The following is a 26,019-nucleotide window of genomic DNA, read 5'->3' as shown; positions in this document are numbered from 1 at the left end:
TTTAGTTGGTGGCGCGGTTCTCGCGGTTGCGACGGCGAATGTTAGTAATTAGCAAACCGATGATTGAAGCGGCTCCAGCTACCAGACCAAATTGCGGATAGAAGACCAGAATCGGAGGGAGCAGTTGCTGGCCAAGACCGGGGGTTGCCCAGCCGGTGGCCGCGATAATCAGCGCCGCAAGCATGGCAATGATTGAGGTGCCAATAAGACCAGCGGCCATGTAGGCAAAGATGCTTTCAAGGCGTGATGCGGATTTATTTACCGGTTTTTTCGTCTGTTTAGCCATCCTTATAGGATACCTTGGCTAATCCGCTCATCTCACGGGTAAAATAAGAACTTGGATATACGAAAGAGGTCTCCATGCCAACCGGCAAAGTCAAGTTCTTCGACGAAGACAAGGGTTTTGGTTTTATCGCATCTGACGAAGGTGCCGAGGTATTCCTACACATCAGCGCCCTGCCTGCTGGCACAACTTCAATCAAGCCAGGAAGCCGCGTTGAGTTCAGCGTTGTCGATGGCAAGCGTGGCGCTCAGGCAATGTCGCTTCGTGTTCTAGACGCCCCAGTGAGCCTGGCAGCGCGAGGCCGCAAGCCCGCCGACGAAATGGCAATCATCGTTGAAGATCTAATTCGTTTGCTCGACCACCTAGGCGGTGGACTAAAGCACGGCAAGTACCCAGAGTCATCCAACGGCAAAAAGATTGCTTCGCTTCTGCGTAAATTGGCCGACGAGCTAGATGCCTAAGTCACCGGCACTCGAGCAAAAAGACTTCGCCCGCATCGCTCTAATTGAGGCCACCTCAAAGAGCAAGGTCGGTAACTTCATCGAAGTTATCGATGAGGGTGAAAATGTTGCCAGCTACCTTTTTGAAAACAACCAAAAGGGCTACGTGGGTTGGCGCTGGTCTGTAACTATTTTTCAAGCCAACTCAAATGAGCCGGCCACCGTTTCTGAAATAGTGCTGATGCCTGGCCCTGATTCTTTGGTGGCACCCGATTGGGTTCCCTGGTCTGAGCGACTGGCAGATTACAAAGCGTTGCAGTTAGAACTTGAAAAGCAGGCTGCGCTTGAGGCCGAAGAAGCTGAGGAATCTGATGACGACGCGGATCTAGATGTTGAAGATGATGACGCTGATGATCTTGACGCCGAAGATGATGAATCTGAATCCAATGATTCGGAATCCGAATCGGTAGAAATCCAATCAGCAGAGCAACCTGCTGAATCGGAATCAGCGGTTTCGGACCTTGAAGAAGGCGAAGACGCCGAGAATGATTCCGAAAACACAGGTCGCAAGCCACCAAGATTTTTGCGCCGCCGCAAGGGCTTCAAAATTAAGAAGGCACGCGGCAAGGGCAAGAACCCACAGGATTAATCCCACGATAATTGCCATGCGAGCACTGGCTTTGACCGGTGCCGGATCTGGCTTTCGCTCGGAATCTTTTACGTAGAACCTCATTGGCCTCAGCCTACGCTAGCTCGCCAACTACAAAGTCGATTGCTTTGGTCAGTTTCTTTACATCTTCTAAATCGGTCGCGGTAAAAGTGGCAACGCGAAGCTGGTTTCGTCCAAGCTTTCGATAAGAGTCAACATCAACGATTCCGTTTGCGCGAAGTACTTTAGAGATTTCGGTGGCCTGAATAGCTTCGTCAAAATCAATAGTCACAACAACCTGCGAGCGGTGCTCTGGGTTGCTCACAAAAGGAGTTGCAAAGCTTGCGGCGTCAGCCCATGAGTACAAATAGTCTGAAGCAGCTTTAGTCTGCTGGTCAGCCCAAGCCAAACCGCCGTTAGCAATCATCCAATCAATTTGCTCCGCCAAGAAAAATAGCGTGGCAATCGCCGGAGTGTTCAGGGTCTGGTTTAGTCGTGAGTTATCAATCGCGGTTTTTACACTTAGGAATTCTGGAATGTAGCGATTGGTGGCAGCAATACGCTCCGTGCGCTCAATCGCAGCGGGGGACATCAGTGCGAACCAAAGGCCACCGTCAGATGCAAAGTTTTTTTGCGGAGCGAAGTAGTAAACATCGGTTTCCTTGGCGTCAAAGTCAATTCCACCTGCCGCTGAGGTTGCATCGGTGAACATCAGAGCACCGGCATCGGCTCCGGCAACGCGCTTGACCGGGGTGACAACTCCGGTTGAAGTTTCATTTTGTGCGTAGGCGTATGAATCAACTCCGGCCTCAGCTTTGAGCTCAAGACGAGAGCCAGGCTCACCACTTATTACAGTGGGCTTTTCAAGCCAAGGATTGGTCAACGAATTGGCAAATTTGGCGCCAAACTCGCCGTGAACGAGGTTCTGGGCCTTTTTCTCGACCATTGAGAAAGCGGCGGCATCCCAAAAAGCCGTGGATCCGCCGTTGCCCAGCACGATTTCGTAGCCGGCTGGGTTGTGGAAAAGTTCCATCAGCCCTTCTTGGACCCGCTTTACTAGGTTTTTCACCGGTGCCTGGCGGTGCGAGGTGCCCATAAGTTTGGCTCCCTCGGCGGCAAAGGCGGCTAATTGGGCTGGGCGGACCTTTGAGGGGCCACAGCCAAAGCGACCGTCGACAGGCAGGAATTCGGTGGGGATCTTGATTTCAGGCATATTCACAGTCTACTTGGCGCTTCCTAGGCAAATACTGGCCTCTAGCCCAGTTAACAGGGTGGTTTTGGGGTCAAATGCCAGTTTTTCGTTATCCGGGCGTTATAAATGGTCCATGAATTGAAAGCCTGGGGTAAACTTGGGTCGTTGCTAACCGAAAACCGGAGGTTCTAGTTTTGGCAGAAAAAGCTAAAGGCAGGTACCGCGCAGACGTTGAAATCAACGTTTTCGAATCATTCGAACTGCGCAGCCGCCGATCAATTCGTGAAGCCGAGAAGGCAAGACTTTCTCGCGCTCAGCGTCGTCGCGCCAAGAAGTTGGCCAAGGCAGATGCTAAGTTTTTTGCTGGTCAGTCTGCAGAAGTTTCGAATGGGTCAGCTTATCTAGTCCGCGCAGCTCGAAAAGTTCCTTTCTATGCGCGCCGCCCATTCAGGAATGCAGTGACCATGTCAATTGCATCCGGCCTGTTTGCCACTTTTGCACTTCCCGCCTACGCCTATAACCCAGATGTGGCAGCAATGTCGCGCTTCACGACAACTGATGCTCAGGCAATTGCCTCAGCCGAGGACACTCAAAACCTAACTGTTGCCGCGGTAAACACCGTTAAGTTCTCGCGTGGACAATACGATTCAGCCGATGCTGAAGAAATTGCTCGTCAAGAAACGCTGAACAATTACCGCACCTACTCAGGCCCTACTGCAGCCGATTACATTTTGAATCCGCCTTACAGCTCGCTCGATGGGGCAACTGTGATGAAGGTGGCAGCTAAGTACGTGGGCACACCTTATGTATTCGGCGGAGCAACACCAGCTGGTTTTGACTGTTCAGGGTATGTGGCTTTCGTGTTCTCTCAATTTGGCATTGCGCTGCCACACAGTGTTTACGCCCAGAAGCGCATGGGAATCATCATCAAGCCTGAAGATGCCATGCCCGGCGACTTAGTTATGTGGAACGACAGTAGCCACAACGGAATCTATGCTGGAAACGGTAATTTATACCATTCTCCGCAACCTGGCGACCGAGTCAAGTTGGCACCAATTTTCTCGAGCAAAGTCTATTTCATGCGATTGGGCACCAACTAAGCCCTGCTTTTTGGTTACCAAATCTTCATCAAAAACACACCGATAAATTCTGGCATTCCGGTGCGCTGAGGCGTAATCTGACAACAGGTACTAACCACTGATTGTTTAGGAGATCGAGATGACCTTGATTTGCGTGCCAACCAAGCATGCGTATCAAGTGCGTTTTTCCTGTCAACAAGATCAACAACCTCAACAATCGCAACAATAACGCGCCGTCATTCATGACGGCGCTTTTTTATTGCCCAGAACAGTGCTTGAGAACTAGGTGTTCTTAAGACTTTGGAGTGATAGTCCCAGCACGAAAGCCCGCAATCCGTGTGGGCGTCTTCGAAAGGAAAAAATGCGCACTCTTGTTCTGAACGCAGGTTACGAACCACTTGCAGTGGTCTCATTTAAGCGAGCCTTGATTTTGGTGCTGAATCAAAAGGCAACCGTGCTTGCTGGATCCGATGAAATCAAAGTTCACAGCGCCAATGGTGAGTACCAACTTCCATCGGTGATTTTGCTATCTCGCTACGTGCGCATACCAGGCAGCCGAGTTATTCCAGTTTCTCGAAGAGGCATTCTTCGCCGAGACGGACATCGGTGTGCTTATTGCAACCGCGCGGCCAACACAATTGACCACGTGCAGCCAAAATCACGGGGCGGTCAAGATACGTGGGAGAACCTGGTTGCCTGTTGCCTGAAGTGCAACAACAAAAAGGGTGACAAAACCCTTAGCGAAATTGGTTGGACTCTTAATTTTTCACCGCGGATGCCGGCTGGAACAATTTGGATGGTGCGCGGGGCCGAACGCTTTGAACCCGAGTGGGACCCTTACTTAGGTTTGGCAAGAGCGGCTTAAGTGCCCCCGAGAAGAATCGAACTTCCGCACATGGTTTAGGAAACCACTGCTCTATCCACTGAGCTACGAGGGCTGAAGTACTAAATATAGTCTGACAGTTTTAGCTGCTACCGCCCTGCCTAACTGCCCTTCTGAATTACAAAAGTTAGGCTACTTTTTATGGTGGCAATCGAGGACTGGGCAAAATGGCAAGAAGAAATCTGCGCCATCGGTGTCACGAATCCGCTGATCCACTTTGCAGCCAATTCATTTGGTCAAATAGACCTAGAGCGCAGCCACCCGGGTGGTTTTTCACAATTTGTCACTGGCGGACAAACCCTACTTTCCAACCTGGTGCGCGACCCACTGGCCTTTTCGCGTGCTTTATCAGCCGCGCGTCGAATCAAGGCAAAGTCTGATCGAATCAGCAATAACTTTGGAATTGAAACCCTTCATCTGATTGGCGGGCTAGCCAACTTTGAGGCTGATGGCTTTGACCTAAACATTCCAATTTTGCTCTGGCCGGTTTCAATGGTCCGAAAAGCCGATGATTATGAAATTGCATTGGATGGGGAACCTATAGTGAATCCCGCTTTGGTTGAGGCGTTGGACACCTGCTACGGCATCAAGCTGAACGAGGCCGACCTGCTGGCTCGCCAAAACGAAAGCTCGGACCTAATTCCAGTTACAGTTCTAAACTTCTTGGCCAACCTGGCCGGCGATACCGCGAATCTTGACCTGAAGCGGATTTTGGTGATTTCAAATTTCACCACCGTCATATCTGAGTTACTGGCTGATATCGACAAGCGCGGCAACCCGCTTCTTGAGGCCCTGATGGGTGAGCCATCTGAAGGTCTGGCCGACATTGATGTTCCAGAGCTCAACCTGGTGGTCGATGCCGATGCTACTCAAATGCGAATTGTGAGTCGTGCACTGGCTGGGCAAAGTTTTGCCGTCGAGACGCTGCCCGGCTGTGGTTACACCCAGACAGTCGTGAACGTAATTGCGGGCCTAGTGCACGATTCAAAGCGAGTGCTTGTGGTTGCCCCGCGCCGTCAAACCCTGAATGAAATTGCCGATCGATTCTCGGAGATTGGACTTCCGGGAATTGCCGTGCGCGCAGATTCCACCTGGGTTGACCTAGTTGCCGGAATCTCAAGAAATGAAAAAGCACAACCAGACAACGTAGAAGCCATTCGCAATGAGCGGATTGCCGCTGAAGCCGAAATTGACAAATATTTTGACGCCCTTAATGCCACCGACCCCGAACTGGGCGTTTCAGTCGCTAGGGTCTTGCGAGAGCTTTCAGCCTTGAGCGCATTAGCTAGACCAGCCCTGACCAGCGCGCGAATTCCTAGTGAAAAACTTTTGAGTCACTTGGATCGAACCAACGCACTTGAGCTTTTGCACCAGGCTCACGACTTAGGTGAATTTAAGTACGGCCCTCAGGATTCGGCCTGGTACCAAGCAGTTTTTGAATCACCAACGCAGGTGGAGCAAATCCTTGGGACCGCTAAGAAACTTCACGAGGAAACTTTTCCCAAGTTATCCAGTCAATTGAGTGAATTCACTGCAAAGGTGAACTTCAAATCTGCAGCCACTGTCGAGGACTGGGGAACCTATCTGCGGTTATTCGTGGGAATCAGAGACACTCTGGATCGCTTTGTTGCTGACGTATTTGACCGCCCACTCACCGAGTTGATTGCTGCCACAGCGCCTCGCAAGGGAGCAGAGCGAAATCAAATGTCCGGCGGAAATCGTCGCAGACTTAAGAAGTTAGCTAAGGAATACCTTCGTGCCGGAATGCACGTTGCAGACATGCACACCGCTTTGAAAGATATCCAGCAGCAAAGAGAGCAGTGGCAACTTTACTGCTCTATTCCAAGTGCGCCACAGGTGCCAACCGGAATCAACGACGCACTTATTTCATATCAAGAATTCGTCGAAGACCTAGAGAAAATTCAGCAACATCTGGATCCCGATTCTGAAGAACCGGCTCTGATAAAACTCTCGTTGCCCTCGTTGCAGCTTAAATTGCGCTCGCTGGCAAATGACACCGATGCTTTGGCTAATCTGGGTGACCGCGCCTTGGTGATGTCACGCATTCGTGAGGCTGGTCTCGCCGGGCTAGCCCGAGACCTAGGAAAACTTCACACCACGCGCGAACACATAGCTCTGGAACTTGATCAGGCTTGGTGGCAATCTGCTCTGGAGAGCGTGGTTGCTCGCGACGGTTCCGTTTTGGGTTACTCAGCTCACCAGATTGAATCCAACGAGCTCAGGTTTCGCGCGGCCTATCTGGCTCAAATCGCTATCGGTGCTAAAACGGTTGCTCATGAACTCTCTATTCGATGGAACTCCGCATTGGCTAGTGCGCCAAATGAGGCCACAGCCCTAAAGCAACTGCTGCGAACTCGCCAGGCATCATTTGCTCAGGTAGCCCAAATAGCACCATCGCTTTGGCCTGCCTTGGCTCCGGCAGTTCTGGTTTCGCCGTTTCAAGTTGCCGCCGAATTAACCAAGTCTCAGCAATTTGATGCAGTTTTGGTTCTTGATGCGGCCGGTACCACGGTCGCCGAAAACTTGCCGGCGCTTAGTAGGGCAAAGCAAGTAATTGCATTTGGCGATGACGCTATTGCTGCGCCAACGGGATTTGAAATTGAAAGCAGGCCAACCCAAATCGGTCGTGAGGTTGCCGTCGAGTCGATATTTAGTCAGGTGCGCAGGGCATTTGGGGCCGAGGTGCTTAGAAAGAGTTATCGCAGTACCAGCCAGGCTTTGGGCGAGCTGATTAATCGCGAGTTCTATCAAAACCGAATCCAATTTTTGCCGACTGCGGCCGAATACCAAGGGCAGCGCAACTTCACTTTGGAACTGGTCACCGAGGGTAACCGTGCCAAAACCACCATCGAGGGTGCCACCGAAAGCCTGGACGCAGAATTGCAACACACGGTTGAACTTATTTTCAACCACGCACTCTGGCACCCGCAGCAGTCGCTGCTGGTAGCTAGCGCTTCAAAGGTCCATGCCGACCGAATTCGCGCAGCGGTTATTGAGGGGCTAAAGAGTCGATCAAGCTTGTCGGCATTCTTTGATCTTCACGGTCGTGAAAAATTCGAGGTGACACCGATTGCGGAGCTAACCCATAGATTGGTTGATCGGGTGATTTTCTCGCTTGGCTTTGGCCGCACCTCTCACGGTGCCGTGCTTTCAAACTTTGGTCAATTGAGCGAGCCAGACGGCCGCCGTTACCTAGCAAATCTTTTGGTTAGTGCGCGAGAAGAAATCACAGTTGTTTCTTGTTTTGCCGCAGAGGACATGCCAAGTGATCGACTGGCAAACGGTGCACTTATCTTGAAGGACCTGCTTAACGCCACCGCAGCTCAGCCTGTGCCAGCCGCTAAAGTGCTTGACCCAATGCTTGGCGATCTCAGCATCAGACTTAAAAAACTTGGTGCCCGGGTCGACGACACCTTCTCTAGAGACTTACCGCTGGTAGTTTCGTACGCCAAGACCTCTGCGGTAATTGAGCCTGACTGGTCGATTCCTGGGCAAAGTCGAACAGAGAAGTTCCGCATTCGCCCGGGTCTGCTGACTGCGATGGGCTGGAAATACATTCGCGTTTACAGCTTCGAGCTATTTTCTGACCCACAGTCCGTTGCGATTCGAATTGCCGAGCAATTGGGACTGCAGGTCACCAAACAACCGTTACCGCTGTTTGATTCAGATGATCAGGCTTTTGAAGACACCGATATTGCTTGGGGTGACCGGGGCGATTCAAACGACATGCGGCTTGAGCAAGACAAGCCGCCGCACTGGGGTTAATCGACTGAATTATTAGTCGCTCTTTTTTGAGCCACTGGCGGAGTCAGTCTTATAGAAACCGCTGCCCTTAAAGGTGATTCCAACTTGACCAAAGACCTTACGTAATTCGCCTCCGCACTCAGGGCACACGGTAAGCGAAGCATCGCTCAGCGTCTGCTGAATGTCAAAGGAGTGCTGGCATTTTTTGCAAGCGTATGAATAGGTAGGCACTGCTCTATTTTAACCGCTGGGTGAAGTGTTTTATACCCGACGGAGTGATGGCGGCATCAATCGGGTGATCGTGTGATTCGCTCGGAATCGAGTCAAGAAGCTCTTCGTCAAAAATTACCGCTACCACGGGTGGCAGTGGATTGAACTTTGGCAGGGCGCGGTCATAGAACCCCTTACCTTTACCCAATCGCATACCAAATTGATCTACGGCTAGAGCTGGCACCACAACCAAGTCGAGATTGTTTGGCTCCACGGTGACTCCGGAAGCCTCTGGAAAACCAAAAATTCCTTCTTGAGTTGTTCCGTCAAATGCAACCCAATCCAGTGTTCCGTCTCTGCTTGAAACGGGCAGTAGAACTTCGATGTGGTTATCTAGAGCCCAATCGATGAAGAGCTCAGTGTCAGGCTCAGTGCCGAAAGCCAAGTAGCAGGCAATTCTAGAGACGCCATTTGCTAGGCATAACTCGGCGAGGTGAATATTTAGGTTGCTGGCTTCTTCGGGGTTGTATTCGCGAGCCAAACGTTTTGCTTTCAGTGCGGCACGCAACAGCTGCTTTTGACCTGCAACTCCTAATTCATCCATGGCACTAATCTTGCCATCGTGAACCAATCATTTGTACTCAACCATGGCGATGTGAGTATTCGCGTTGTGAGAATGAAAGACGCTAAAAAACTGGAGCGCTTAATTCTTGGGAATCGAGAATGGCTGCGCCCCTGGGAGGCTACAAATCCAAACGGGCCAAACTCCTTCCAGATCAGAGCTCAGGTGCGCGGCTTGCTTCGCCAGATGCGAGACCATCAGGGTTTGCCATTTGTGATTGAGTATCAGGGAAGTATTGTTGGGCAATTGAATGTTTCCAATATGTTGTTTGGTTCAGTCGGCAGTGCAATCTTGGGTTACTGGATAGCTCCGGAATTTGCTGGCAGGCAAATTACTCCAACGGCAGTTGCCTTAGCGATTGACTATCTACTATCTGTCGTGGGCCTTCATCGAGTTGAAATTGATATCAGACCAGAGAACAAAGCCTCGCTAAGGATTGTAGAAAAGCTTGGACTCCGATTTGAAGGCACCAAGGAACGCTTCATTCACATCAATGGCGAGTGGTGCGATCACTATATATTTGCAGTCACGATAGAAGAGGTTCCCGATGGAATTTTGAATCGATGGAAGCAAAATCGGGTTCCGACTCAACCATATCCGTGGAAAATACCCTAAAAAATCGAGATCAAACACACCGATTTAAATAGTCCGACACACCACGAAAAACTCCTAGCGTTGAACTATGAATTTCAACGGTTCCGGCGGCTTGATGTTTCTCATCATTGCCGGACTCTGGCTGTGGGTTTTCATCCCATCATGGTTCAAGCGCAGCCATGAGCGCCAGGCCGACAAGACTTCCAAACGGCAGGTTCGCCGTGAAGTAAAACTGTCTAGGTCGAGCGTTCAAAAAAGTGCAATTTCAAATCTGGCTGAACGTAATTATCGTTTGGCGATGACCCAGAGAATATTCTCGGCTATCGCGTTTTTTTCATTTGCGACATCAATTGCGTCAATTTTCTTGGCTGTGTCGCAAATTTTTTATTGGATTGTTACCTTAACTTTTTCGGCTATTTTTGTCGCCTCATTGGCAATTGTGCGATCAGCAAAACGCAAGTCGCTAGAAGTATTAGCTCTGGCTTCCAAGAGCCGGGCGAATGTTTTCGCATCCGTTTCGAATTCACTCCGATACGAAGATCAACAAGGTTTTATCGCTGGAAACCCAGTAGATACGCGGGCTTGGGAGGCTAACCGCCTGCCGGCACCGCGACAAAGAATTGGTGAGTTGGAGATGCCGACTCTCGCCGAGGTAGTTGAAATTGAGGAGCGTGTGATTAAGAAATCGCAACCGACTCTAGATTCAACAGCTCTCGATGAGATTTTGCGGAGACGACGCGCCAATGGATAGCAAGAGAAAAGTCGAACTATCATCCCCAAATTCAATACTGATAGCACTAAAGTTTTAAACGATTCCGCATCATGAATTTCAGGAGAAAAAAGTATGGGGATTTTCAATAACGCAAAGAAGCTCTTTGAGAAAAACGCAGAGAGCATCGCAAAGGATGCTGGCAAGCTTGCCGCCGAAGTCGTTGACGAGGTAGCAAATGTCGCAGCCGACCTAGAAAAGAAAGTGGATCAAACCGTGAAAAAAGTTGAAAAGAAAGCTACTAAGGCAGTAAAGACTGCAAGCAAGTCAGCTTCAAAGGCAACCAAGACTGCAGGTACTGCAGTAAAGAAGGCTGCCTCAACCGCAAAGAAGGCAACTGCTGCTAAGAAGCCAGCTGCAAAGAAGGCAGTTGCGAAGAAGACCGTTGCGAAGAAGACCGTTGCAAAGAAGGCAGCTCCTAAGAAGGCTGTAGCAAAGAAGGCTCCTGCAAAGAAGGCTGTTGCTAAGAAGACTGTTGCAAAGAAGGCAGCTCCTAAGAAGGCTGTAGCAAAGAAGGCTCCTGCAAAGAAGGCTGTTGCTAAGAAGGCTGTTGCTAAGAAGGCTGTTGCAAAGAAGGCAGCTCCTAAGAAGGCTGTAGCAAAGAAGGCTCCTGCAAAGAAGGCTCCTGCAAAGAAGGCTGTTGCTAAGAAGACTGTTGCAAAGAAGGCTCCTGCAAAGAAGGCTGTTGCTAAGAAGACTGTTGCAAAGAAGGCAGCTCCTAAGAAGGCTGTTGCCAAGAAGGCTCCTGCAAAGAAGGCTGTTGCCAAGAAGGCTCCTGCGCGCAAGCCAGCAGCTCGCAAGGTAGCAAAGAAGAAGTAATTTTTCTAAACCTTTATAAAAAGAACCCTGCCGAAAGGCAGGGTTCTTTTTCTTTGCCGATTATTTAGAAACCACCCAGGCTGCGGCTTCGTCTAGTTTTGCGTGGCTGAATTTGAACCCTGTCGCCAGCAATTTATCTGCCGACATATTTTGACTGCACAGCAAGAGTTCGGTGGCAGCCTCGCCAATAAACAACTTGAGTGCAAACGCAGGCACCGGAACAATTGCTGGTCTACCCAGTTGCTTTGCGAGTGCGACCACGATGTCTTTGCAGGTTGCCGGCTGAGGCGCAGTCAGATTGAAAGGCCCCGATGCCGTAGGCGTGTTGATTAGGTGGATTATTGCGGCTGCTTCATCTACCTGACTTATCCAGGCCCACCACTGTTTACCCGAACCCAGTGGTCCACCGACTCCGAGTTTGATAAGTGGCAAAAGTCGCCCCAAGGCTCCAAGCTGCTTGGACATCACCATTGTGGTTCGGGCCAGCACGACGCGAACACCCTTTGGTGCCTGAAGTGCTTCTTGTTCCCATTGGTTCGCGAGGTCGCTTAGAAATCCTGTTCCCTTTGGAGCCGTTTCAGAAAGTAATTGATTTCCGCAGTCACCATAGAACCCAGACGCGGAACCACTAACAAAAACCTTTGGCGGTGTCTTTGCGGCCGCCATTGCCTTCACCAGTGTGCGAGTGGAATCGATTCTGGAATTCACAATTTCTTGCTTGTATTTCTTGGTCCATGGAATTTTCCCCGTTGTAGCTCCAGCCATGTTGACCACGGCGTCGATGCTATCCATCAGATCTCCAGGAATCTGACCAAGAGCCGGATTCCATTCCACCTCGTCAGCTGCCGCAGCCTTGCGCCGCACCAGCTTGATGGCCTCGTGTCCTGAGGCGTTCAGTTGCCTGGCAACCTCTGACCCAACTAGGCCGCTGGCACCGGAAATTAAAACTCTCATTTGGACTCCTTGAAAATAGTTTGGATTAGAACTCGTCTGGATTTGGCCCGGTTCGTAGGCCAGCGTCTAGACCTGCAATCGCGTCCATATCGGTTTCATCAAGTTCAAAATCAAACACCGATATGTTTCCCTGCAACCTTGAGGCGGTCGCTGTCTTTGGAATCACTAGGTTTCCCAGTTGCACATGCCATCGCACAATTACCTGGGTGGCGCTGCGGTTGTGTTTGGCCATTATCGATTCAATAACTGGATCCTCGTTGAATCTTCCTCGCGCCAGGGGCGACCAAGCCTCGGTCAATATTCCGTGAGCATCATTTGCAGCCCGCACCTCGGCCTGATGAAAGCCAGGGTGTAATTCAACCTGGTTGATTGCCGGCACCGTGCCTCCGGCTGAAATAAGAGTGGCTAGATGGTCTGGCTGAAAATTTGAAACCCCAATTCCACGAACTCCTCCCGATTCAAGTGATTTCTCTAGGGCAGCCCAGGTCTCCACAAATTTCCCAAGAGCCGGGCTCGGCCAATGGATTAGCAACATGTCAATGTAGTCAATGTCTAGGCGCGCTAGGCTCTCATCAATCGCATTAAGGGCACGCTCATAGCCGTGGTCATCCTTCCAAATCTTTGTGGCCACGAAAATTTCTTCGCGGGGCAGTCCCGAGTTACGAACTGCAGCACCAACTTCGGGTTCATTTCCGTAAAACGCCGCTGTGTCGATTCGGCGGTAGCCTGCTTCGAAAGCGCTCAAAATTAGCGGCTCAGCAGATTCACCGGCGACTTTATAAACACCAAGGCCCACCTGAGGGATCAGCTGTCCATTGTTTAGTTTGACCTTTGGGTTGAGCTCGACAATCGATTTAGCATCCATGGTTAACTCCAAGGCCCAAATACTGGATTCCATTCCTGAATCACGCGTTCCCCGATGCAACCGGCAATGTCGAACGGGTCATGATCAAGCAGCGCCGCTAATTCTTGAACTGAATTTGCCTTCCAAATCAAAAGCGAAGTTGGGGTATCAACCATTGGTCCACTAGCCAACAGACTGCCTTCGGCTAGACGTGCGGCAAGCCATTCGCGATGGATCGGCCTAACTTCGGCAAGGTGTTCAGTTGTGGCGGTGTAGTGATAGGTCACGGCGTATGTAGGCATGCTTCCAGCCTAAAGCCGTGGGCTGCAACAAGGATCAGAGTTGGCTAGACCCAGGAAGGCAACCACATGTGGATTTGCCAGTACCAGTAGGGGATCCAGCTACCTATCCAGATAGGCAAGAAGAACAGGGTGCCGGCAAATGCCAAGCCAGCGAAGAGCAAAAACGCGCCCTGGGCTCTAATCGGCCGGCGAGCCTGATAAACGTAGTGCCGAGCCACAAAGATCAAGGCCAGAATCATCCATGGCAGGAACGCAATTGAATAGAACTGAAAAGTGGTGCGGTTCAAAAAGACCAGCCACGGCAAGTAACCACCGGCCATTCCAAGCAGAATTAATCCCGCCAGGCGTTGCCGGGTTCTGACAAACCAAGCCGCAACAAAAAACACCGATGCCGCCGCAGGCCACCAGATAAATGGATTACCAAGTGCGGTTATTGCGCTCGAGCAACCACCATCGGTGTTGCAACCGTTCTGACCAAAACTCAGCCCCTCATAAAAGAAGCTGGTTGGCCGAATAGCAAATAACCAACTCAGAGCATTGGCTGAGTAAGAGTGCGGTGTGCTCAAGCCCACGTGGAATCCGTAGGCTGCCTGGTGATACTGGATCAACGAGGTGAACCAGTTTGGTGTGGAGTTCCGATCGTAACCACCTGAGCTAAAAATCCAGCCCGACCAACTCGCCAAATAAATCAACACGCTTATTGGAACCAGATTCAAAAAGGTCAGCGAGCCCTGCTTCAGCAGTCCTGTCTTGATCCAACTTGTCTCGCCCGCAGCGCGACGAGCGATGGTTTCGCTGATTACGACGTACAGTCCAAATGCCGCTATGAAGTAAAGCCCTGACCACTTAACCGCCGTGGCGGCACCTAGCGCAACGCCCGCAGCAAATAGCCAAGGTCTAAATTTTTGCAACCCAAGAATGTCTCGGTGCTGTTGGTCACGCAGAAGAAAATAAAAACCTAGCAGCCCAAAAAACATCAGCGAGTTGTCAAGCAGAGCTGTGCGGGCAAGCACAATTGCGTGACCGTCGATTGCAAAAAGAAACCCAGCGGCAAGGGCCCAGGCAGTTGATTTGAAAAGCAATTTAGCAATAATCATCAGCAGAGCCACTGCTGCGATACCTAACAGCGCCGTGGTGATGCGCCACGAATAAGAGTTTTCGGCACCAAATAACCACATGCCAAGGCCAATGATCCACTTACCCAAAGGTGGGTGAACCACAAAACTTGGATCATTCAAAAAGACATTTACAGAGCCTGACTCAAACGCAGTGTTTGCTTCGTTGGGCCAAGCCTTTTCCGAGCCGGTGTTCCAAAGCGTCCAAGCGTCTTTGACGTAGTAGGTCTCATCAAAAACCAACTTGCTTGGGTAGCCCAGGTTCCAGAGGCGCAGGAATGCTGCCAGGGCAATGATGAACCAAGAGCCAAAACGATTGATGAACCTGCGCACATCGGTGTCGTTTAAGTAGTTGGTCAGAGATGCAATCACGTCCCTAATGCTAGACAAGAATGCTGGACAATAGAGCGTGCTCATTCTCGCTGCGACCCCAATCGGCAATCTTGCCGACGCATCTCCGCGCCTGATTGAGGCCATGGTGGAATCCAAGTTCATCGCGGCTGAAGACACCAGAAGCTTGCTCAAGCTGGCGAACTCACTGGGGGTTAAGCTCAATGCCAGATTATTTAGCCTGCACGAACACAACGAGGGCGATCGACTAAATCAGATACTGGAAATCGCTCAAACTGAACCAGTGCTCGTGGTCAGCGATGCCGGAATGCCAACGGTCAGTGACCCAGGCTTCCTACTGGTACGCGCAGCAGTGGAAGCCAAGATTGAGGTCACGGTAATTCCTGGCCCGTCGGCGGTGCTGAGCGCGCTCGCCGTATCCGGATTGCCGACAGACAGGTTTACCTTTGAGGGATTTTTGCCGCGCAAGCAGGGAGATCGCCGCAAAATGTTTTCCTCCCTTTCTAGAGAGCCTCGCACCATGGTGTTTTTTGAATCGCCGCACCGAATTTTGGAATCTCTTGAGGACGCTGTTCTGCAGTTGGGTGGCGATCGGGCTGCCACTGTGTCTCGAGAACTGACCAAAAAGTTTGAGCACACCGAGCGCGGAACGCTAAAAGACTTAGTTGAGTGGGCCAAAAGCGAGCCCAAGGGTGAGATGGTGCTGGTCATAGCAGGCGCGCAGGTTGCCGAAGTGCAAGTTGCCGATCTCGTGGATCAGGTTCTGGCTCTCTTGGCTGATGGCGCAAAGCTCAAAGAGGCTGTTGCCGAGATTGCTTCAGCCGCCGGTGCAAGCAAGAGCGACCTGTATCAGCTGGTGCTGGAGCGCCGTAAGGCAGACAACAACCTAGGTTAAGATTGAACCCATGCCTGAAAACAAGGGAAAGTCGTTCTATGTCACGACCCCAATCTTCTACGTCAATGACGCTCCGCACATCGGTCACGCTTACACCGAGGTAGCGGCAGACGTCTTGGCTCGTTGGCACCGCCAGCGCGGGGAGAACTCCTTTCTGCTAACCGGCACCGACGAGCACGGCGAAAAAATTCTTCGTACCGCTGCGGCCAACAAGACCACCCCTCAGGAGTGGGCTGACAAATTAGTTAAAGATTCGTGGTTGCCTCTGCTTGAAACCATTGACATCAACAATCAGGATTTCATTCGAACCACCGAGCCGCGTCACGAGCAAAACGTCCAAGTTTTCCTGCAGCACCTATACGACACCGGATTTATTTATCAGGGCTCTTACGAGGGTAATTACTGCGTGGGTTGTGAGGAATACAAGACCGAGGGTGACCTGATTGATGGCGAGGGCGATTTTGCCGGTCAGCAGGTTTGTGCGATTCACTCCAAGCCAGTCGAAAAGCTGAAAGAGACTAACTACTTTTTTAAGCTAAGCGAGTTCACCCAACCACTGCTTGATTTCTACGCGGCCAATCCAAACTTCATCCAGCCGGATTCGGCACGTAACGAGGTGGTGGCTTTTGTGCGCCGCGAATTAGACGACCTCTCAATTTCGCGCTCGAAAGAAAAGTTTGACTGGGGAATCGATATTCCGTGGGACAACGGTCACATTACCTACGTTTGGTTCGATGCACTGTTGAACTACATCACCGCGATTGGTTACGGCGAAGACTCTGCCGAGGCCAAGGCAAAATTTGAGTCCCTTTGGCCGGCAAGCGTGCAGGTGGTTGGTAAAGACATCCTTCGTTTCCACGCGGTTATCTGGCCAGCCATGTTGATGGCCGCCGGCCTTGCTCCGGCAAATCAGGTATTTGGCCACGGCTGGTTGCTGGTTGGCGGCGAGAAGATGTCTAAGTCAAAACTCACCGGTATTGCACCTTCGCAAATCACCGACACCTTTGGCTCTGATGCTTTCCGCTATTACTTCATGAAGGCAATCGCTTTTGGCAGCGACGGCTCGTTCTCTTGGGAAGACCTTTCCGCTCGCTACCAGGCTGAGCTCGCCAACGGATTTGGCAATCTAGCCTCGCGAGTAATCGCAATGGTGCACCGATACTTCGATGGCATCCTGCCAGCTGCGGGGCCATACACCGATGCAGATTTGCAAGTGCAGAAGATTGCCGCTGCCGCGGTAACAGATTCAGATGCTGCCATCGAAAAGGTTGCGATTCACGATGCCATCGGCGCGATCTGGACGCTAGTTGACGAATTGAATAACTACATCACGGTTCAAGAGCCTTGGGTGCTGGCAAAAAACGATGAGACTCGTGATCGCTTGGCAACGGTTTTGAACACCACAGTAGAGGGCCTGCGAGTACTTGCTGTGTTGTTGAATCCAATTACACCTAAGGCCACTGCAAAACTATGGGCGGCTATCGGTGTTTCGCTTGGTGCCATCGATGATCAGCACATCAGTGATGCGGGCAAGTGGGGCCAGTTCACCGCTGGTGCCGTGATTGGCGAGCTAGAGGCGCTGTTCCCTCGCATAGAGACCACTGAAGAAGCCAAGTAGTCATGAGTCAACGCAAAGCTCCTGCGTTTGCCTCTGCCTTTCCAGCGGCGCCTGAGCCGCTTGAAGTAGCCATTTACGACAACCACTCGCATCTTGACTTTGTTTTTGACGAAGAGCTTGGTGCAATGCCGTGGAATGAAAATCTAGACATTGCCCAAAGCGTTGGCATCAGGGGAGTAGTCCAGGTTGGTGTCACTCTAGAGAGCTCAAAGTGGTCTGCCGAGTTGGCAACTAAGGATGTTCGCGTTTTGGCGGCGGTGGCACTTCACCCAAATGAAGCTCCGCTTTATGAAAACCTTGAGAATTTGAATGCTGCTATTCAGGAGATTGAGGCCTTAGCAACGCAGCCTAGGGTTCGTGCAATTGGTGAGACCGGCTTGGACTTCTTTAGAACAGAGGGCGAAAACTCAATCGCTTTGCAGCAGCACAGTTTTGAAGAGCACATTCGCATCGCCAAAGAAAACGACATTGCACTGATGATTCACGATCGTGATGCTCACGACGATGTTGTGGCAACCCTTAAGCGAGTGGGAGCTCCAGAAAAAGTTGTTTTTCACTGCTACTCCGGCGATACAGATCTTGCTCAAATTTGCGCCGATAACGGTTGGTACATGTCATTCGCTGGCAACATCACTATCAAGCGAAATCAGCACCTGCGCGATTCGCTTGCAATGGCGCCAAAGGAATTAATTCTGATTGAAACCGATGCGCCGTTTTTGGCGCCGGAACCATTCCGCGGTCGACCAAACTCTCCTTACCTGGTTCCTGTAACAGCGCGATTTATGGCCGAGGTTCGCGGTGAGGACTTGAACCAACTTTGCGCTCAGTTGGCACGCAACACAGAGTGCGTTTACGGCTCTTGGCAAGTCGGCTTTTGATGAGTGAACAGCATGGTTGATTTATTGGGTGCGGTTGATGTTCGCGAGTTGGCCTCGCGACTTGATGTAACGCCAACCAAAAAGCTAGGTCAGAACTTTGTGACCGATCCAAATACCATTCGCCGAATTGTTTCTGCAGCAAAACTTGGCGGTCAGGAAACGGTCGTAGAAATCGGCCCAGGCCTTGGCTCACTAACTCTTGGATTGCTCGAGGTAGCAGAAAAAGTTATTGCGGTAGAAATTGACCCCAAGATGGCAGCCGAGTTAGAGTCCACAATTGCTAAGCGGGCTCCCGGCAAAAACTTCACCTTGGTTCGTGACGATGCACTCAAGGTTTTTGACCTTCCGGCTGCCCCCGATGCGCTGGTGGCCAATCTGCCCTACAACATCTCGGTTCCTGTGCTGCTGCACTTTCTGGAACAGTTCCCATCTATTCAAACCGGTCTGGTTCTGGTTCAAGCCGAGGTTGCTCATCGCCTAGCCGCAGAGCCGGGTTCAAAAATTTACGGCATTCCAAGCGTCAAGTTGGCCTGGTATGCAGAATCTGCGTTGGCCGGAAACGTTGGTAGAAATATCTTCTGGCCGGTACCCAATGTTGATTCAGCCTTGGTTTATTTCTCGAAGCGCGCCGTGCCACTTGGCGATGAGCAGTTGCGTTTGAAAACCTTTGAGGTAGCTGACGCGGCCTTTGGTCAGCGACGCAAGACCTTGCGCCAGGCACTAAGCAACTGGGCTGGATCTGCCGCCGAGGCGGAACGTATTTTGACAGCCGCAGGAATCAGTCCGCAGGCGCGTGGTGAAGAGTTAGACGTTCATCAATTCGTTGCCATTGCGAGGGCCCGCTAATGGCTATTTCTTTCAAAGTTCACGATGATTTTGCAACCGGATTGGCGCAACTGTTCTCAGTGCTCAGCGACGTTAGTTCTTGGGTGGTTTTTGATCGACCTAGATTGATTTCGGCCAAGAATGGCCAGGTGAAATTGGCCTTTGATGACAACACGCGCGCAATAATTTCGTTTGAACTTTTTGAGGGCAGCGTTCGTGCCCACATCGTTCATGAGCTGCTCAAGAATGAAGATGAGATTAAGCCACGGCAGCTTTACTGGAACGAAGTTTTAGCCGGAATGCATCGTAGATTGGATCAGAAATGAGCAATCCAGTAACGGTATCTGCGCCTGGCAAAATCAACATCCTTTTCAAAGTTGGGGCATTGCAGAGTGATGGTTATCACGAGGTACTTAGCGTCTATCAAGCTCTGGATCTTCGTGAGATTGTCACCGTGACTTCCTCAGAAAGTTGGCAGGTAACTGTTTCTGGCGCCATTTCTGCCGAGCAAATTCAAGCTGTACCCACGGGCGAAGACAACCTGGTGGTGCGTGCTGCTAAATCAATTGCCGAGTTGGCCAAAATTGAGAACCCGCATCCGGTGAATTTTGAAATCACTAAAAATGTTCCCGTTGCCGGAGGCATGGGCGGCGGATCTGCAGATGCTGCTGCGGCACTACTGGCTGTTGATGAACTTTGGTGCACCGGTGTAGATGGTGAAGCATTGATTAAAGCCGCCGCTGAATTAGGCGCAGATATCCCGTTCGCCTTGCTTGGCGGAACGGCCATCGGTGTTGGCAAAGGGGACCACCTTGAGTCAATTGACAATGTCGCCAGACTGCACTGGGTTTTGGTTCCAATGGACGCGGGACTCAGCACTCCAAGGGTTTACGCCAAGCTTGATGAAATGCGTGCCGCGCGCGGCGAAGACCCAAGGCAAATCCCAACTCCAGTGCAACCAGAGCAACTGATCGCGGCGCTCAAATCCGGAGATGCTCGCGAGGTTGCCAAGAATCTTCACAACGACTTGCAAGAAGCTGCGATTGCTTTGATGCCAGAACTGTCGATCACGATGCACGCGGGTCTTGCCGCCGGAGCGCTTGCCGCAATGGTTTCTGGCTCAGGTCCCACCGTGGCCATGTTGGCCGAATCCCAAGCGGCTGCAGAGTCCATCGCCAACCACTTGGCCTTTGAGGGCTACATTGCGATTCCAACCTATGGTCCAGCAAAGGGCACCCTGATGGAGCACAACTAGTGGCACATTTGCTTGGCGCCGAGAACATCTCGCTAGAGTTCCCTACCAAGAAAGTTTTTGACGGAATCACCATCGGAGTAAACGACGGCGACCGAATTGGAATCGTCGGACGAAACGGCGATGGCAAGTCAACTCTGCTAAAGCTTCTGGCTAAACGCATCCAACCCGATGAGGGCCGAATAACCCACCGAAACAGCCTGACCTTTGGACTGTTAGATCAGTCGGACGTTATTGATCCAGGATTGACCATTGGGCAATCGGTGGTTGGCGATGTGTCTGAACATATTTGGGCGGGCAATCCAAAGATTCGCGATGTGATCTCTGGCCTGCTCAACGACCTTGACTGGAATAAGCAGGTGGGGGAGCTCTCCGGAGGTCAGCGCAGAAGAGTAGCGCTAGCAAAATTACTGGTTCAAGATTTAGACATTGTGATGCTCGATGAGCCCACCAACCATCTAGACATCGAAGGCGTTGCCTGGCTTGCGCAACACCTAAAAAATCGGTGGTCAAATAACGCTGGCGGTCTAATCGTGGTGACTCACGATCGCTGGTTCCTGGATGAAGTTTGCAATTTGACCTGGGAAGTTCACGATGGAGTAATCGAGCCATTTGAGGGTGGCTACGCAGCCTACATACTGCAGCGCAACGAACGAGACAGAAGCGCGGCTGCCTCTGAAGCAAGACGTCAGAATTTGATGCGCAAGGAATTGGCCTGGTTGCGTCGCGGTGCACCGGCGCGAACCACTAAGCCAAAGTTTCGAATGGACGCCGCCGCTGAGTTGATTGCAAACGAACCCGAGCCTCGTGACAGAGTTGCACTTTCCAAACTGGCAACTCAACGCCTTGGTAAAGACGTGCTTGACATTGAAAACCTCAATTATTCAATTGGCAATCGCGAATTGCTTCACGACGTCACATGGCGACTTGGGCCGGGCGACCGCGTTGGTCTAGTTGGAGTCAACGGGGCCGGAAAAACCACGCTCCTGAAATTAATCCAAGGTGGGCTGCAACCAACCGGTGGAGTAATCAAGCGGGGTAAAACCGTAAACATTGCCACGCTAAGTCAAGAAGTTCGTGAACTTGATGAATTTGCGGATGAGAGAATTTTCAGTCTTATTGCCCGAGAAAAATCTTTTTTTGTGGTGGATAAAAAAGAAGTTGGTATTGGTCAACTCGTGGAGCAACTGGGTTTCACTCAGGCGCAACTGCAAACTCCAATTTCTGATTTATCCGGTGGTCAGAAGCGCCGCCTGCAATTTCTGCGCCTGCTCTTTGGTGAACCAAATGTTTTGATTCTTGATGAACCAACCAACGACTTAGACACCGATATCCTTGCGGCGATGGAAGACCTGCTAGATGGCTGGCCTGGCACGCTCATTGTGGTGTCGCACGACCGCTATTTGCTTGAACGCGTTACCGATCAGCAGTTCGCGCTGCTTGGTGATGGAAGCCTGCGCCACCTACCGGGCGGGGTTGATCAATATCTTGAACTTCGTAAGCACTCCCTATTAGTAAAACCGGGCACCTCAACTTCTGCACTGCCCGCAGGGTCTATCGAAAAATCAAATCGATCGACGACGCTTCAAGCCGGCGAAGGTGAGTCGTCACCTTCGCTTCGGCTCTCGGGCGCTGCCCTTCGTGAAGCTGAGAAGAATTTGAGTCGCCTGGAGCGGGCGCTCGAGAAGCTTGCTACTGATGAGGCCAAACTGCACGAGCAAATGGCCGGGCATGACCAATCGGATTACTCGGGACTTGCTGAGATGGCAGCCAAACAGGCTGAATACAACGCCAAACGAGACCAGTTGGAGCTGGAATGGCTGGAAACATCGGAGCTTCTTCAGGGTAAATAGTCAAAGCACCCGCTCAACTGCTGCCATATCTGGCAGACTGGTCTAGTGAACCTTGGTTCACGTTCCCCTATGGTGTAATGGCAACACTCCGCTCTTTGGATGCGGCATTCTAGGTTCGAGTCCTGGTGGGGGAGCAAGCTGAGAAATCGGCAAACATTGACAGGAGTCGCATGAGCGAGAAGCACCTAGCGGTTGTGGTTCTGGCAGCCGGCGAAGGTACTCGCATGCGCTCCAAAAAGCCCAAGGTGATGCACGAACTCGCCGGCCTGCCGATGCTTGGTCACGTTCTGGCAACTGCCAATTCCCTTGACGCAGCTCACGTGATCCCGGTAATTCGCCATCAAAAAGAGGCCCTCACCGAGTACATCGAGGCCTTTTTTCCAACGGTGACCATCGCTCATCAAGATGAAATTCCTGGAACAGGCCGCGCTGTTGAGTGCGCGCTTGATTCGCTGCCATCGGATTTCAACGGTGCGGTAATCGTAACCAGTGGCGACGTTCCACTCTTGGACGTGCCAACTTTGGAATCGCTGCTAGAGGCGCACCTGGATGGCAAGTTTGCCGCCACGATTTTGACAGCAATAGTTGAAGACCCCGCTGGCTACGGCCGCGTGATCCGAAGCAACGACGGCAAGTTCATCCAGATCGTTGAGCATCGCGATGCAGATTCCGATCAACTTGAAATTGCTGAGGTAAATGCGGGCATCTACGTATTTGATGCGGCCCACCTGCGCAGCGCCCTGGCAAAAGTTGGGTCACACAACGCGCAAGGTGAAAAATACCTTACCGATGTTGCCGCAGAGCTTTTGTACGAGGGTAAGAAAGTCCAGGCACTTGCGGTCAGCGATAACTGGCTCGTGGCTGGAATCAATGATCGCGTTCAGCTTGCAGAAGTCGCTGCTGAATTGAATTACAGAATCTGTGAAGCCTGGCAGCGTGCCGGCGTGACAATTCTTGAACCAGGTTCTACCTGGATAGATGTCACAGTTCAGCTGGGTGAAGATGTATCACTGCTTCCGGGCACCCACCTAAAGGGATTCACCTCAATCGGTGCTGGTTCAACTATCGGCCCAGAGGTTGTCATGGTTGACACTCAAGTCGGCGAGAATGCATCGGTGGTTAAGTCTCACGTGACCGCATCAAAGATCGGCGACGGCGCAACCGTTGGACCTTTTGCTTATCTGCGGCCAGGCACTGACCTTGGCACCGACGGCAAGATTGGCACTTTTGTTGAAACTAAGAACGCCAAGATTGGTCGCGGCTCTAAAGTCCCGCACCTGAGTTATGTTGGCGATGCCGAAATTGGTGAGGAATCCAATATCGGTGCTGGCACGATTTTTGCAAACTACGACGGCGTCGCAAAGCACTCAAGCAAGATTGGCTCTCACGTGCGTTCAGGCTCGCATAACGTGTTCGTTGCACCGATTACAATTGGCGATGGAGCCTACACAGCAGCAGGCACCGTGGTTCGTAAAGATGTAGCGTCAGGAGATCTTGCCATGACGGTTGCACCGCAACGTAATCTCGCCGGCTGGGTGGTGGCTAATCGTCCAGGCAGCAAGTCCGCTGAAGCCTCAAACAACTAAAAACATCAACAAGAGCGGGAGCCCAGATTGGATATCACAGCGAGCAATAGCAAGCGCCTAGTGATCGTGAGTGGGCGTGCTCACCAGCAGCTCGCCGATGAGGTAGCCGAGATTCTGGGTACCAAGGTTGTTCCAACTACCGCCTACGACTTTGCCAATGGCGAGACCTTCGTTCGATACGAAGAGTCTGTCCGCGGTGTTGATGCGTTTGTGATTCAATCTCACGCTGCAGGAATCAACAACTGGGTGATGGAGCAGCTGCTAATGGTCGACGCTCTAAAGCGTGCCAGCGCCAAGCGAATCACGGTTGTAGCACCGTTCTTTCCTTACGCTCGCCAGGACAAAAAGCACAAGGGGCGTGAGCCAATCTCAGCCCGACTAATGACGGATCTCTTTAAAGCCGCAGGTGCAAACCGATTGATGTCGGTTGATTTGCACACCCCACAGATTCAGGGTTTCTTTGATGGTCCGGTAGACCACCTTTGGGCGCTGCCGATGTTGGCCGACCACGTAAAAGAGCGCTTTGGCGACGAACTGCTAACCGTGGTTTCACCAGACTCTGGTCGCGTGCGCGTTGCCGACATCTGGGCCGAGCGCCTGGGGGCTCCTCTTGCAATCATTCACAAGCGTCGCGACCCAGACCGTCCAAACCAGGTTGAGGCTCATGAACTTGTTGGTGATGTAAAAGGCCGCACCTGTTTGTTGGTTGACGACATGATTGACACCGCTGGCACCATCGTGGCTGCCGCACAAGCTTTGAAGAACAACGGAGCATCTCGCGTAATCGTTGCAGCAACCCACGCGGTTTTCTCTTCTCCTGCAGTTGAGCGTTTATCAAGTGGCGTGGTTGATGAAGTGATCGTCACCAACACACTTCCGATCACTCGCGAGAAGCAGTTTGATAACCTAACCGTTCTTTCAATTGCTCCGCTAATCGCCGCAGCTATTAGCGCTGTATTCGGCGATGACTCAGTCAACAAACTCTTCCCAGGACACGCCTAAACAACAGACTGGCTTACTCGGTGCGGTAGCAATCGGGTTAGCCTCAATGTTAGGCGCGGGGGTTTTTGTCGTTTTTAGAGACGTAGCTATTGCGTCTGGGTCGCTTTTTATTTTTTCCATTTCACTTGCGGCTTTGGTGGCAGTTCTTAATTCAGCTTCGATATATCAACTCGCCAAGAACCAGTCCCGAGCAGGTGGGGTTTATGCCTATTCGCGGATTTATGTATCTGATTCAATCTCATTCGTTGCAGGCCTGTCGTTCGTAATCGGAAAAATTGGATCGATTGCGGCAGTGGCCTTGGTTTTTGAGGAGTACGTTTTTCCCGCTGCTGGAAAGTTTGCGGCAGTTGGTGCAATTCTTTTCCTAGCGACCATAAATATCTTGGGCATAAACAGAACAGCAGCGGTGGCAGCCGCGCTTGCAACGGTCACCACGCTATTTCTACTTTTGACGATTTTCAGTTCAGCAACAGAAATCCCACCGGTAACTTCTAGCCTTGCTAGCTTGCCAGCTGGTAATGCTCTGCAGGGAGCCGCACTCATGTTCTTTGCGTTCGCAGGGTACGCACGCGTTGCCACTCTTGGTAACGAGGTTAGAAAACCCACAAGAAACATCCCGCTTGCAATCGTGATTTCACTAGGAATCGTCACGATGCTGTACTTTTCAATCTCGATAATCTTTGATCGGGTTTTGGGTGCGTTGCTAATCCAGACCAAAGCCCCCTTCGTTGCGCTGCTTGAAATTACCGCACCCTGGTTCCCATCCAGTTTGGTCGTTGCTTTTGCCGCTCTGGCCGCACTTGGTTCCATGCTTGCCTTGTTGGCTGGCGTATCCAGAACTGCCGCCGAGATGGCAGTAGACCAAGAACTTCCCAACGTCTTCAGTATTCGAAATCGTTGGGGCGCTCCATGGCTCGCTGAATGTGTAATTGCCACGGGATCGATTTTGCTTTTGCAATTACAAAGCCTGTCTTGGGTGATTGGTTTTTCAAGTTTCTCGGTTTTGCTGTACTACGCAATTGGCCACATCAGTTCTATGCGACAACCTGCTTCAGAGAGAAAAATGCCCAGATCCTTGAACGTCATCGGTGTACTTCTTTGCCTAGCGCTTCTTTTATCTGTGCCAGGACCGGCGATTCCGGCGAGTTTGGGGTTGATTGCCTTGGCAGTTGCCGCGCGCAGGCTATCTAGGTAGGCTTGTTGAAGAACAACGGCGAGGGCTCCAAATGGGGCCGTTAT

The 26,019-nt window shown here is 51.5% G+C and carries 26 protein-coding genes, 2 tRNA genes and 1 pseudogene; 19 read left to right on the top strand and 10 right to left on the bottom strand.

Features of this window, described 5'->3' with window-relative positions:
• Position 1 precedes the first annotated feature (1 nt).
• The gene (locus RHOLA_RS05175) at positions 2-286 is read right to left on the bottom strand and encodes a hypothetical protein (protein ID WP_038502878.1); all 285 of its coding nucleotides are present in this window, start codon (positions 284-286) and stop codon (positions 2-4) included.
• Positions 287-360: 74 nt separating this feature from the next.
• Here RHOLA_RS05175 and RHOLA_RS05170 point away from each other — a divergent pair, with 74 nt between their 5' ends.
• Both RHOLA_RS05170 and RHOLA_RS07515 read left to right on the top strand, forming a co-directional pair.
• Positions 361-744 carry a cold-shock protein gene (locus RHOLA_RS05170; RefSeq protein ID WP_038502876.1) on the top strand — a complete coding sequence of 128 codons (384 nt, stop codon included), beginning with the start codon at positions 361-363 and terminating at the stop codon, positions 742-744.
• Positions 737-1,066 (top strand): annotated as a pseudogene (locus RHOLA_RS07515) (DUF3027 domain-containing protein); the annotation flags it as partial. The gene RHOLA_RS05170 and the pseudogene RHOLA_RS07515, both read left to right, overlap by 8 nt.
• A 162-nt stretch (positions 1,067-1,228) precedes the next feature.
• On the opposite strand, the gene RHOLA_RS07510 reads toward RHOLA_RS07515, so the two are convergent.
• Together RHOLA_RS07510 and serC are read right to left on the bottom strand one after the other, a co-directional pair.
• The gene (locus RHOLA_RS07510) at positions 1,229-1,390 is read right to left on the bottom strand and encodes a hypothetical protein (RefSeq protein WP_227818820.1); all 162 of its coding nucleotides are present in this window, start codon (positions 1,388-1,390) and stop codon (positions 1,229-1,231) included.
• A gap of 76 nt (positions 1,391-1,466) precedes the next feature.
• The gene (gene serC / locus RHOLA_RS05160; RefSeq protein ID WP_038502874.1) at positions 1,467-2,585 is read right to left on the bottom strand and encodes a phosphoserine transaminase; all 1,119 of its coding nucleotides are present in this window, start codon (positions 2,583-2,585) and stop codon (positions 1,467-1,469) included.
• 173 nt (positions 2,586-2,758) lie between these two features.
• Here serC and RHOLA_RS07115 point away from each other — a divergent pair, with 173 nt between their 5' ends.
• Both RHOLA_RS07115 and RHOLA_RS05150 read left to right on the top strand, forming a co-directional pair.
• Complete coding sequence (locus RHOLA_RS07115; protein WP_051636305.1) at positions 2,759-3,664, top strand: C40 family peptidase; 906 nt, start codon at positions 2,759-2,761, stop codon at positions 3,662-3,664.
• A 340-nt stretch (positions 3,665-4,004) separates the two neighbouring features.
• Positions 4,005-4,508, top strand: a complete 504-nt coding sequence (locus RHOLA_RS05150) for an HNH endonuclease (RefSeq protein ID WP_038502871.1) — start codon at positions 4,005-4,007, stop codon at positions 4,506-4,508.
• Between the two features lies 1 nt (position 4,509).
• On the opposite strand, the gene RHOLA_RS05145 is transcribed toward RHOLA_RS05150, so the two are convergent.
• Positions 4,510-4,581 (bottom strand) — tRNA-Arg (locus tag RHOLA_RS05145).
• An 86-nt stretch (positions 4,582-4,667) separates the two neighbouring features.
• Between RHOLA_RS05145 and RHOLA_RS05140 the strand changes: the two genes are divergently transcribed.
• Positions 4,668-8,312: a hypothetical protein gene (locus RHOLA_RS05140; protein WP_038502870.1), complete on the top strand. Its 3,645-nt coding sequence runs from the start codon at positions 4,668-4,670 to the stop codon at positions 8,310-8,312.
• 12 nt (positions 8,313-8,324) lie between these two features.
• On the opposite strand, the gene RHOLA_RS07245 is transcribed toward RHOLA_RS05140, so the two are convergent.
• Positions 8,325-8,522, bottom strand: a complete 198-nt coding sequence (locus RHOLA_RS07245) for an FmdB family zinc ribbon protein (protein ID WP_084321427.1) — start codon at positions 8,520-8,522, stop codon at positions 8,325-8,327.
• Between the two features lie 4 nt (positions 8,523-8,526).
• Complete coding sequence (locus RHOLA_RS05130; protein ID WP_038504057.1) at positions 8,527-9,105, bottom strand: 5-formyltetrahydrofolate cyclo-ligase; 579 nt, start codon at positions 9,103-9,105, stop codon at positions 8,527-8,529.
• An 18-nt stretch (positions 9,106-9,123) separates the two neighbouring features.
• On the opposite strand from RHOLA_RS05130, the gene RHOLA_RS05125 reads away from it, so the two are divergent.
• From RHOLA_RS05125 to RHOLA_RS05115, 3 genes are all read left to right on the top strand, one after another.
• Positions 9,124-9,738, top strand: a complete 615-nt coding sequence (locus RHOLA_RS05125) for a GNAT family N-acetyltransferase (protein ID WP_038502867.1) — start codon at positions 9,124-9,126, stop codon at positions 9,736-9,738.
• Positions 9,739-9,805: 67 nt separating this feature from the next.
• Positions 9,806-10,468, top strand: coding sequence for a hypothetical protein (locus RHOLA_RS05120; protein WP_038502865.1), 663 nt, complete (start codon positions 9,806-9,808; stop codon positions 10,466-10,468).
• Between the two features lie 93 nt (positions 10,469-10,561).
• Positions 10,562-11,305, top strand: a complete 744-nt coding sequence (locus RHOLA_RS05115) for a histone H1-like repetitive region-containing protein (protein WP_084321425.1) — start codon at positions 10,562-10,564, stop codon at positions 11,303-11,305.
• A 60-nt stretch (positions 11,306-11,365) separates the two neighbouring features.
• Here the strand turns inward: RHOLA_RS05115 and RHOLA_RS05110 are convergent, their stop codons facing one another.
• Genes RHOLA_RS05110 through RHOLA_RS05095 form a run of 4 tightly spaced genes read right to left on the bottom strand, consistent with a single transcriptional unit; the run spans position 11,366 to position 14,892 of the window.
• Positions 11,366-12,259, bottom strand: coding sequence for a TIGR01777 family oxidoreductase (locus RHOLA_RS05110; protein WP_038502861.1), 894 nt, complete (start codon positions 12,257-12,259; stop codon positions 11,366-11,368).
• A gap of 25 nt (positions 12,260-12,284) precedes the next feature.
• Positions 12,285-13,124 (bottom strand): aldo/keto reductase, encoded by an 840-nt coding sequence (locus tag RHOLA_RS05105; protein WP_038502859.1) that lies wholly within the window; start codon positions 13,122-13,124, stop codon positions 12,285-12,287.
• Between the two features lie 2 nt (positions 13,125-13,126).
• Positions 13,127-13,405, bottom strand: a complete 279-nt coding sequence (locus tag RHOLA_RS05100; protein WP_038502857.1) for a YciI family protein — start codon at positions 13,403-13,405, stop codon at positions 13,127-13,129.
• A gap of 44 nt (positions 13,406-13,449) precedes the next feature.
• The gene (locus RHOLA_RS05095) at positions 13,450-14,892 is read right to left on the bottom strand and encodes a dolichyl-phosphate-mannose--protein mannosyltransferase (RefSeq protein WP_051636302.1); all 1,443 of its coding nucleotides are present in this window, start codon (positions 14,890-14,892) and stop codon (positions 13,450-13,452) included.
• 37 nt (positions 14,893-14,929) lie between these two features.
• On the opposite strand from RHOLA_RS05095, the gene rsmI reads away from it, so the two are divergent.
• The 11 genes from rsmI to RHOLA_RS05040 all read left to right on the top strand — a co-directional run bounded on the left by rsmI (position 14,930) and on the right by RHOLA_RS05040 (position 25,975).
• Positions 14,930-15,766 carry a 16S rRNA (cytidine(1402)-2'-O)-methyltransferase gene (gene rsmI / locus RHOLA_RS05090; protein ID WP_038502855.1) on the top strand — a complete coding sequence of 279 codons (837 nt, stop codon included), beginning with the start codon at positions 14,930-14,932 and terminating at the stop codon, positions 15,764-15,766.
• A gap of 10 nt (positions 15,767-15,776) precedes the next feature.
• Positions 15,777-17,384: a methionine--tRNA ligase gene (gene metG / locus RHOLA_RS05085; RefSeq protein ID WP_038502852.1), complete on the top strand. Its 1,608-nt coding sequence runs from the start codon at positions 15,777-15,779 to the stop codon at positions 17,382-17,384.
• Between the two features lie 2 nt (positions 17,385-17,386).
• Positions 17,387-18,262 carry a TatD family hydrolase gene (locus RHOLA_RS05080; protein WP_051636301.1) on the top strand — a complete coding sequence of 292 codons (876 nt, stop codon included), beginning with the start codon at positions 17,387-17,389 and terminating at the stop codon, positions 18,260-18,262.
• 12 nt (positions 18,263-18,274) lie between these two features.
• A complete protein-coding gene (rsmA, locus tag RHOLA_RS05075) occupies positions 18,275-19,108 on the top strand; it encodes a 16S rRNA (adenine(1518)-N(6)/adenine(1519)-N(6))-dimethyltransferase RsmA (RefSeq protein ID WP_038502849.1) in 834 nt (277 codons plus the stop codon).
• A complete protein-coding gene (locus RHOLA_RS05070) occupies positions 19,108-19,413 on the top strand; it encodes a hypothetical protein (protein WP_038502847.1) in 306 nt (101 codons plus the stop codon). Before rsmA ends, RHOLA_RS05070 begins: the two co-directional genes overlap by 1 nt.
• Positions 19,410-20,342, top strand: a complete 933-nt coding sequence (locus RHOLA_RS05065; protein WP_038502846.1) for a 4-(cytidine 5'-diphospho)-2-C-methyl-D-erythritol kinase — start codon at positions 19,410-19,412, stop codon at positions 20,340-20,342. Before RHOLA_RS05070 ends, RHOLA_RS05065 begins: the two co-directional genes overlap by 4 nt.
• Positions 20,342-22,192, top strand: coding sequence for an ABC-F family ATP-binding cassette domain-containing protein (locus RHOLA_RS05060; RefSeq protein ID WP_038502844.1), 1,851 nt, complete (start codon positions 20,342-20,344; stop codon positions 22,190-22,192). Before RHOLA_RS05065 ends, RHOLA_RS05060 begins: the two co-directional genes overlap by 1 nt.
• Before the next feature lie 63 nt (positions 22,193-22,255).
• Positions 22,256-22,326 (top strand) — tRNA-Gln (locus tag RHOLA_RS05055).
• 36 nt (positions 22,327-22,362) lie between these two features.
• Positions 22,363-23,778, top strand: coding sequence for a bifunctional UDP-N-acetylglucosamine diphosphorylase/glucosamine-1-phosphate N-acetyltransferase GlmU (gene glmU / locus RHOLA_RS05050; RefSeq protein WP_038504048.1), 1,416 nt, complete (start codon positions 22,363-22,365; stop codon positions 23,776-23,778).
• A 27-nt stretch (positions 23,779-23,805) separates the two neighbouring features.
• Positions 23,806-24,780: a ribose-phosphate diphosphokinase gene (locus tag RHOLA_RS05045; protein WP_051636300.1), complete on the top strand. Its 975-nt coding sequence runs from the start codon at positions 23,806-23,808 to the stop codon at positions 24,778-24,780.
• A complete protein-coding gene (locus RHOLA_RS05040) occupies positions 24,743-25,975 on the top strand; it encodes an APC family permease (RefSeq protein WP_051636299.1) in 1,233 nt (410 codons plus the stop codon). The genes RHOLA_RS05045 and RHOLA_RS05040 overlap by 38 nt, the downstream gene beginning before the upstream one ends.
• The last annotated feature ends 44 nt before the right edge of the window (positions 25,976-26,019 follow it).

The sequence above is a fragment of the Rhodoluna lacicola genome (genome assembly GCF_000699505.1).
GTDB classification, from domain to species: Bacteria; Actinomycetota; Actinomycetes; order Actinomycetales; family Microbacteriaceae; genus Rhodoluna; species Rhodoluna lacicola.
This window is presented reverse-complemented; position numbering and strand designations above follow the sequence as displayed.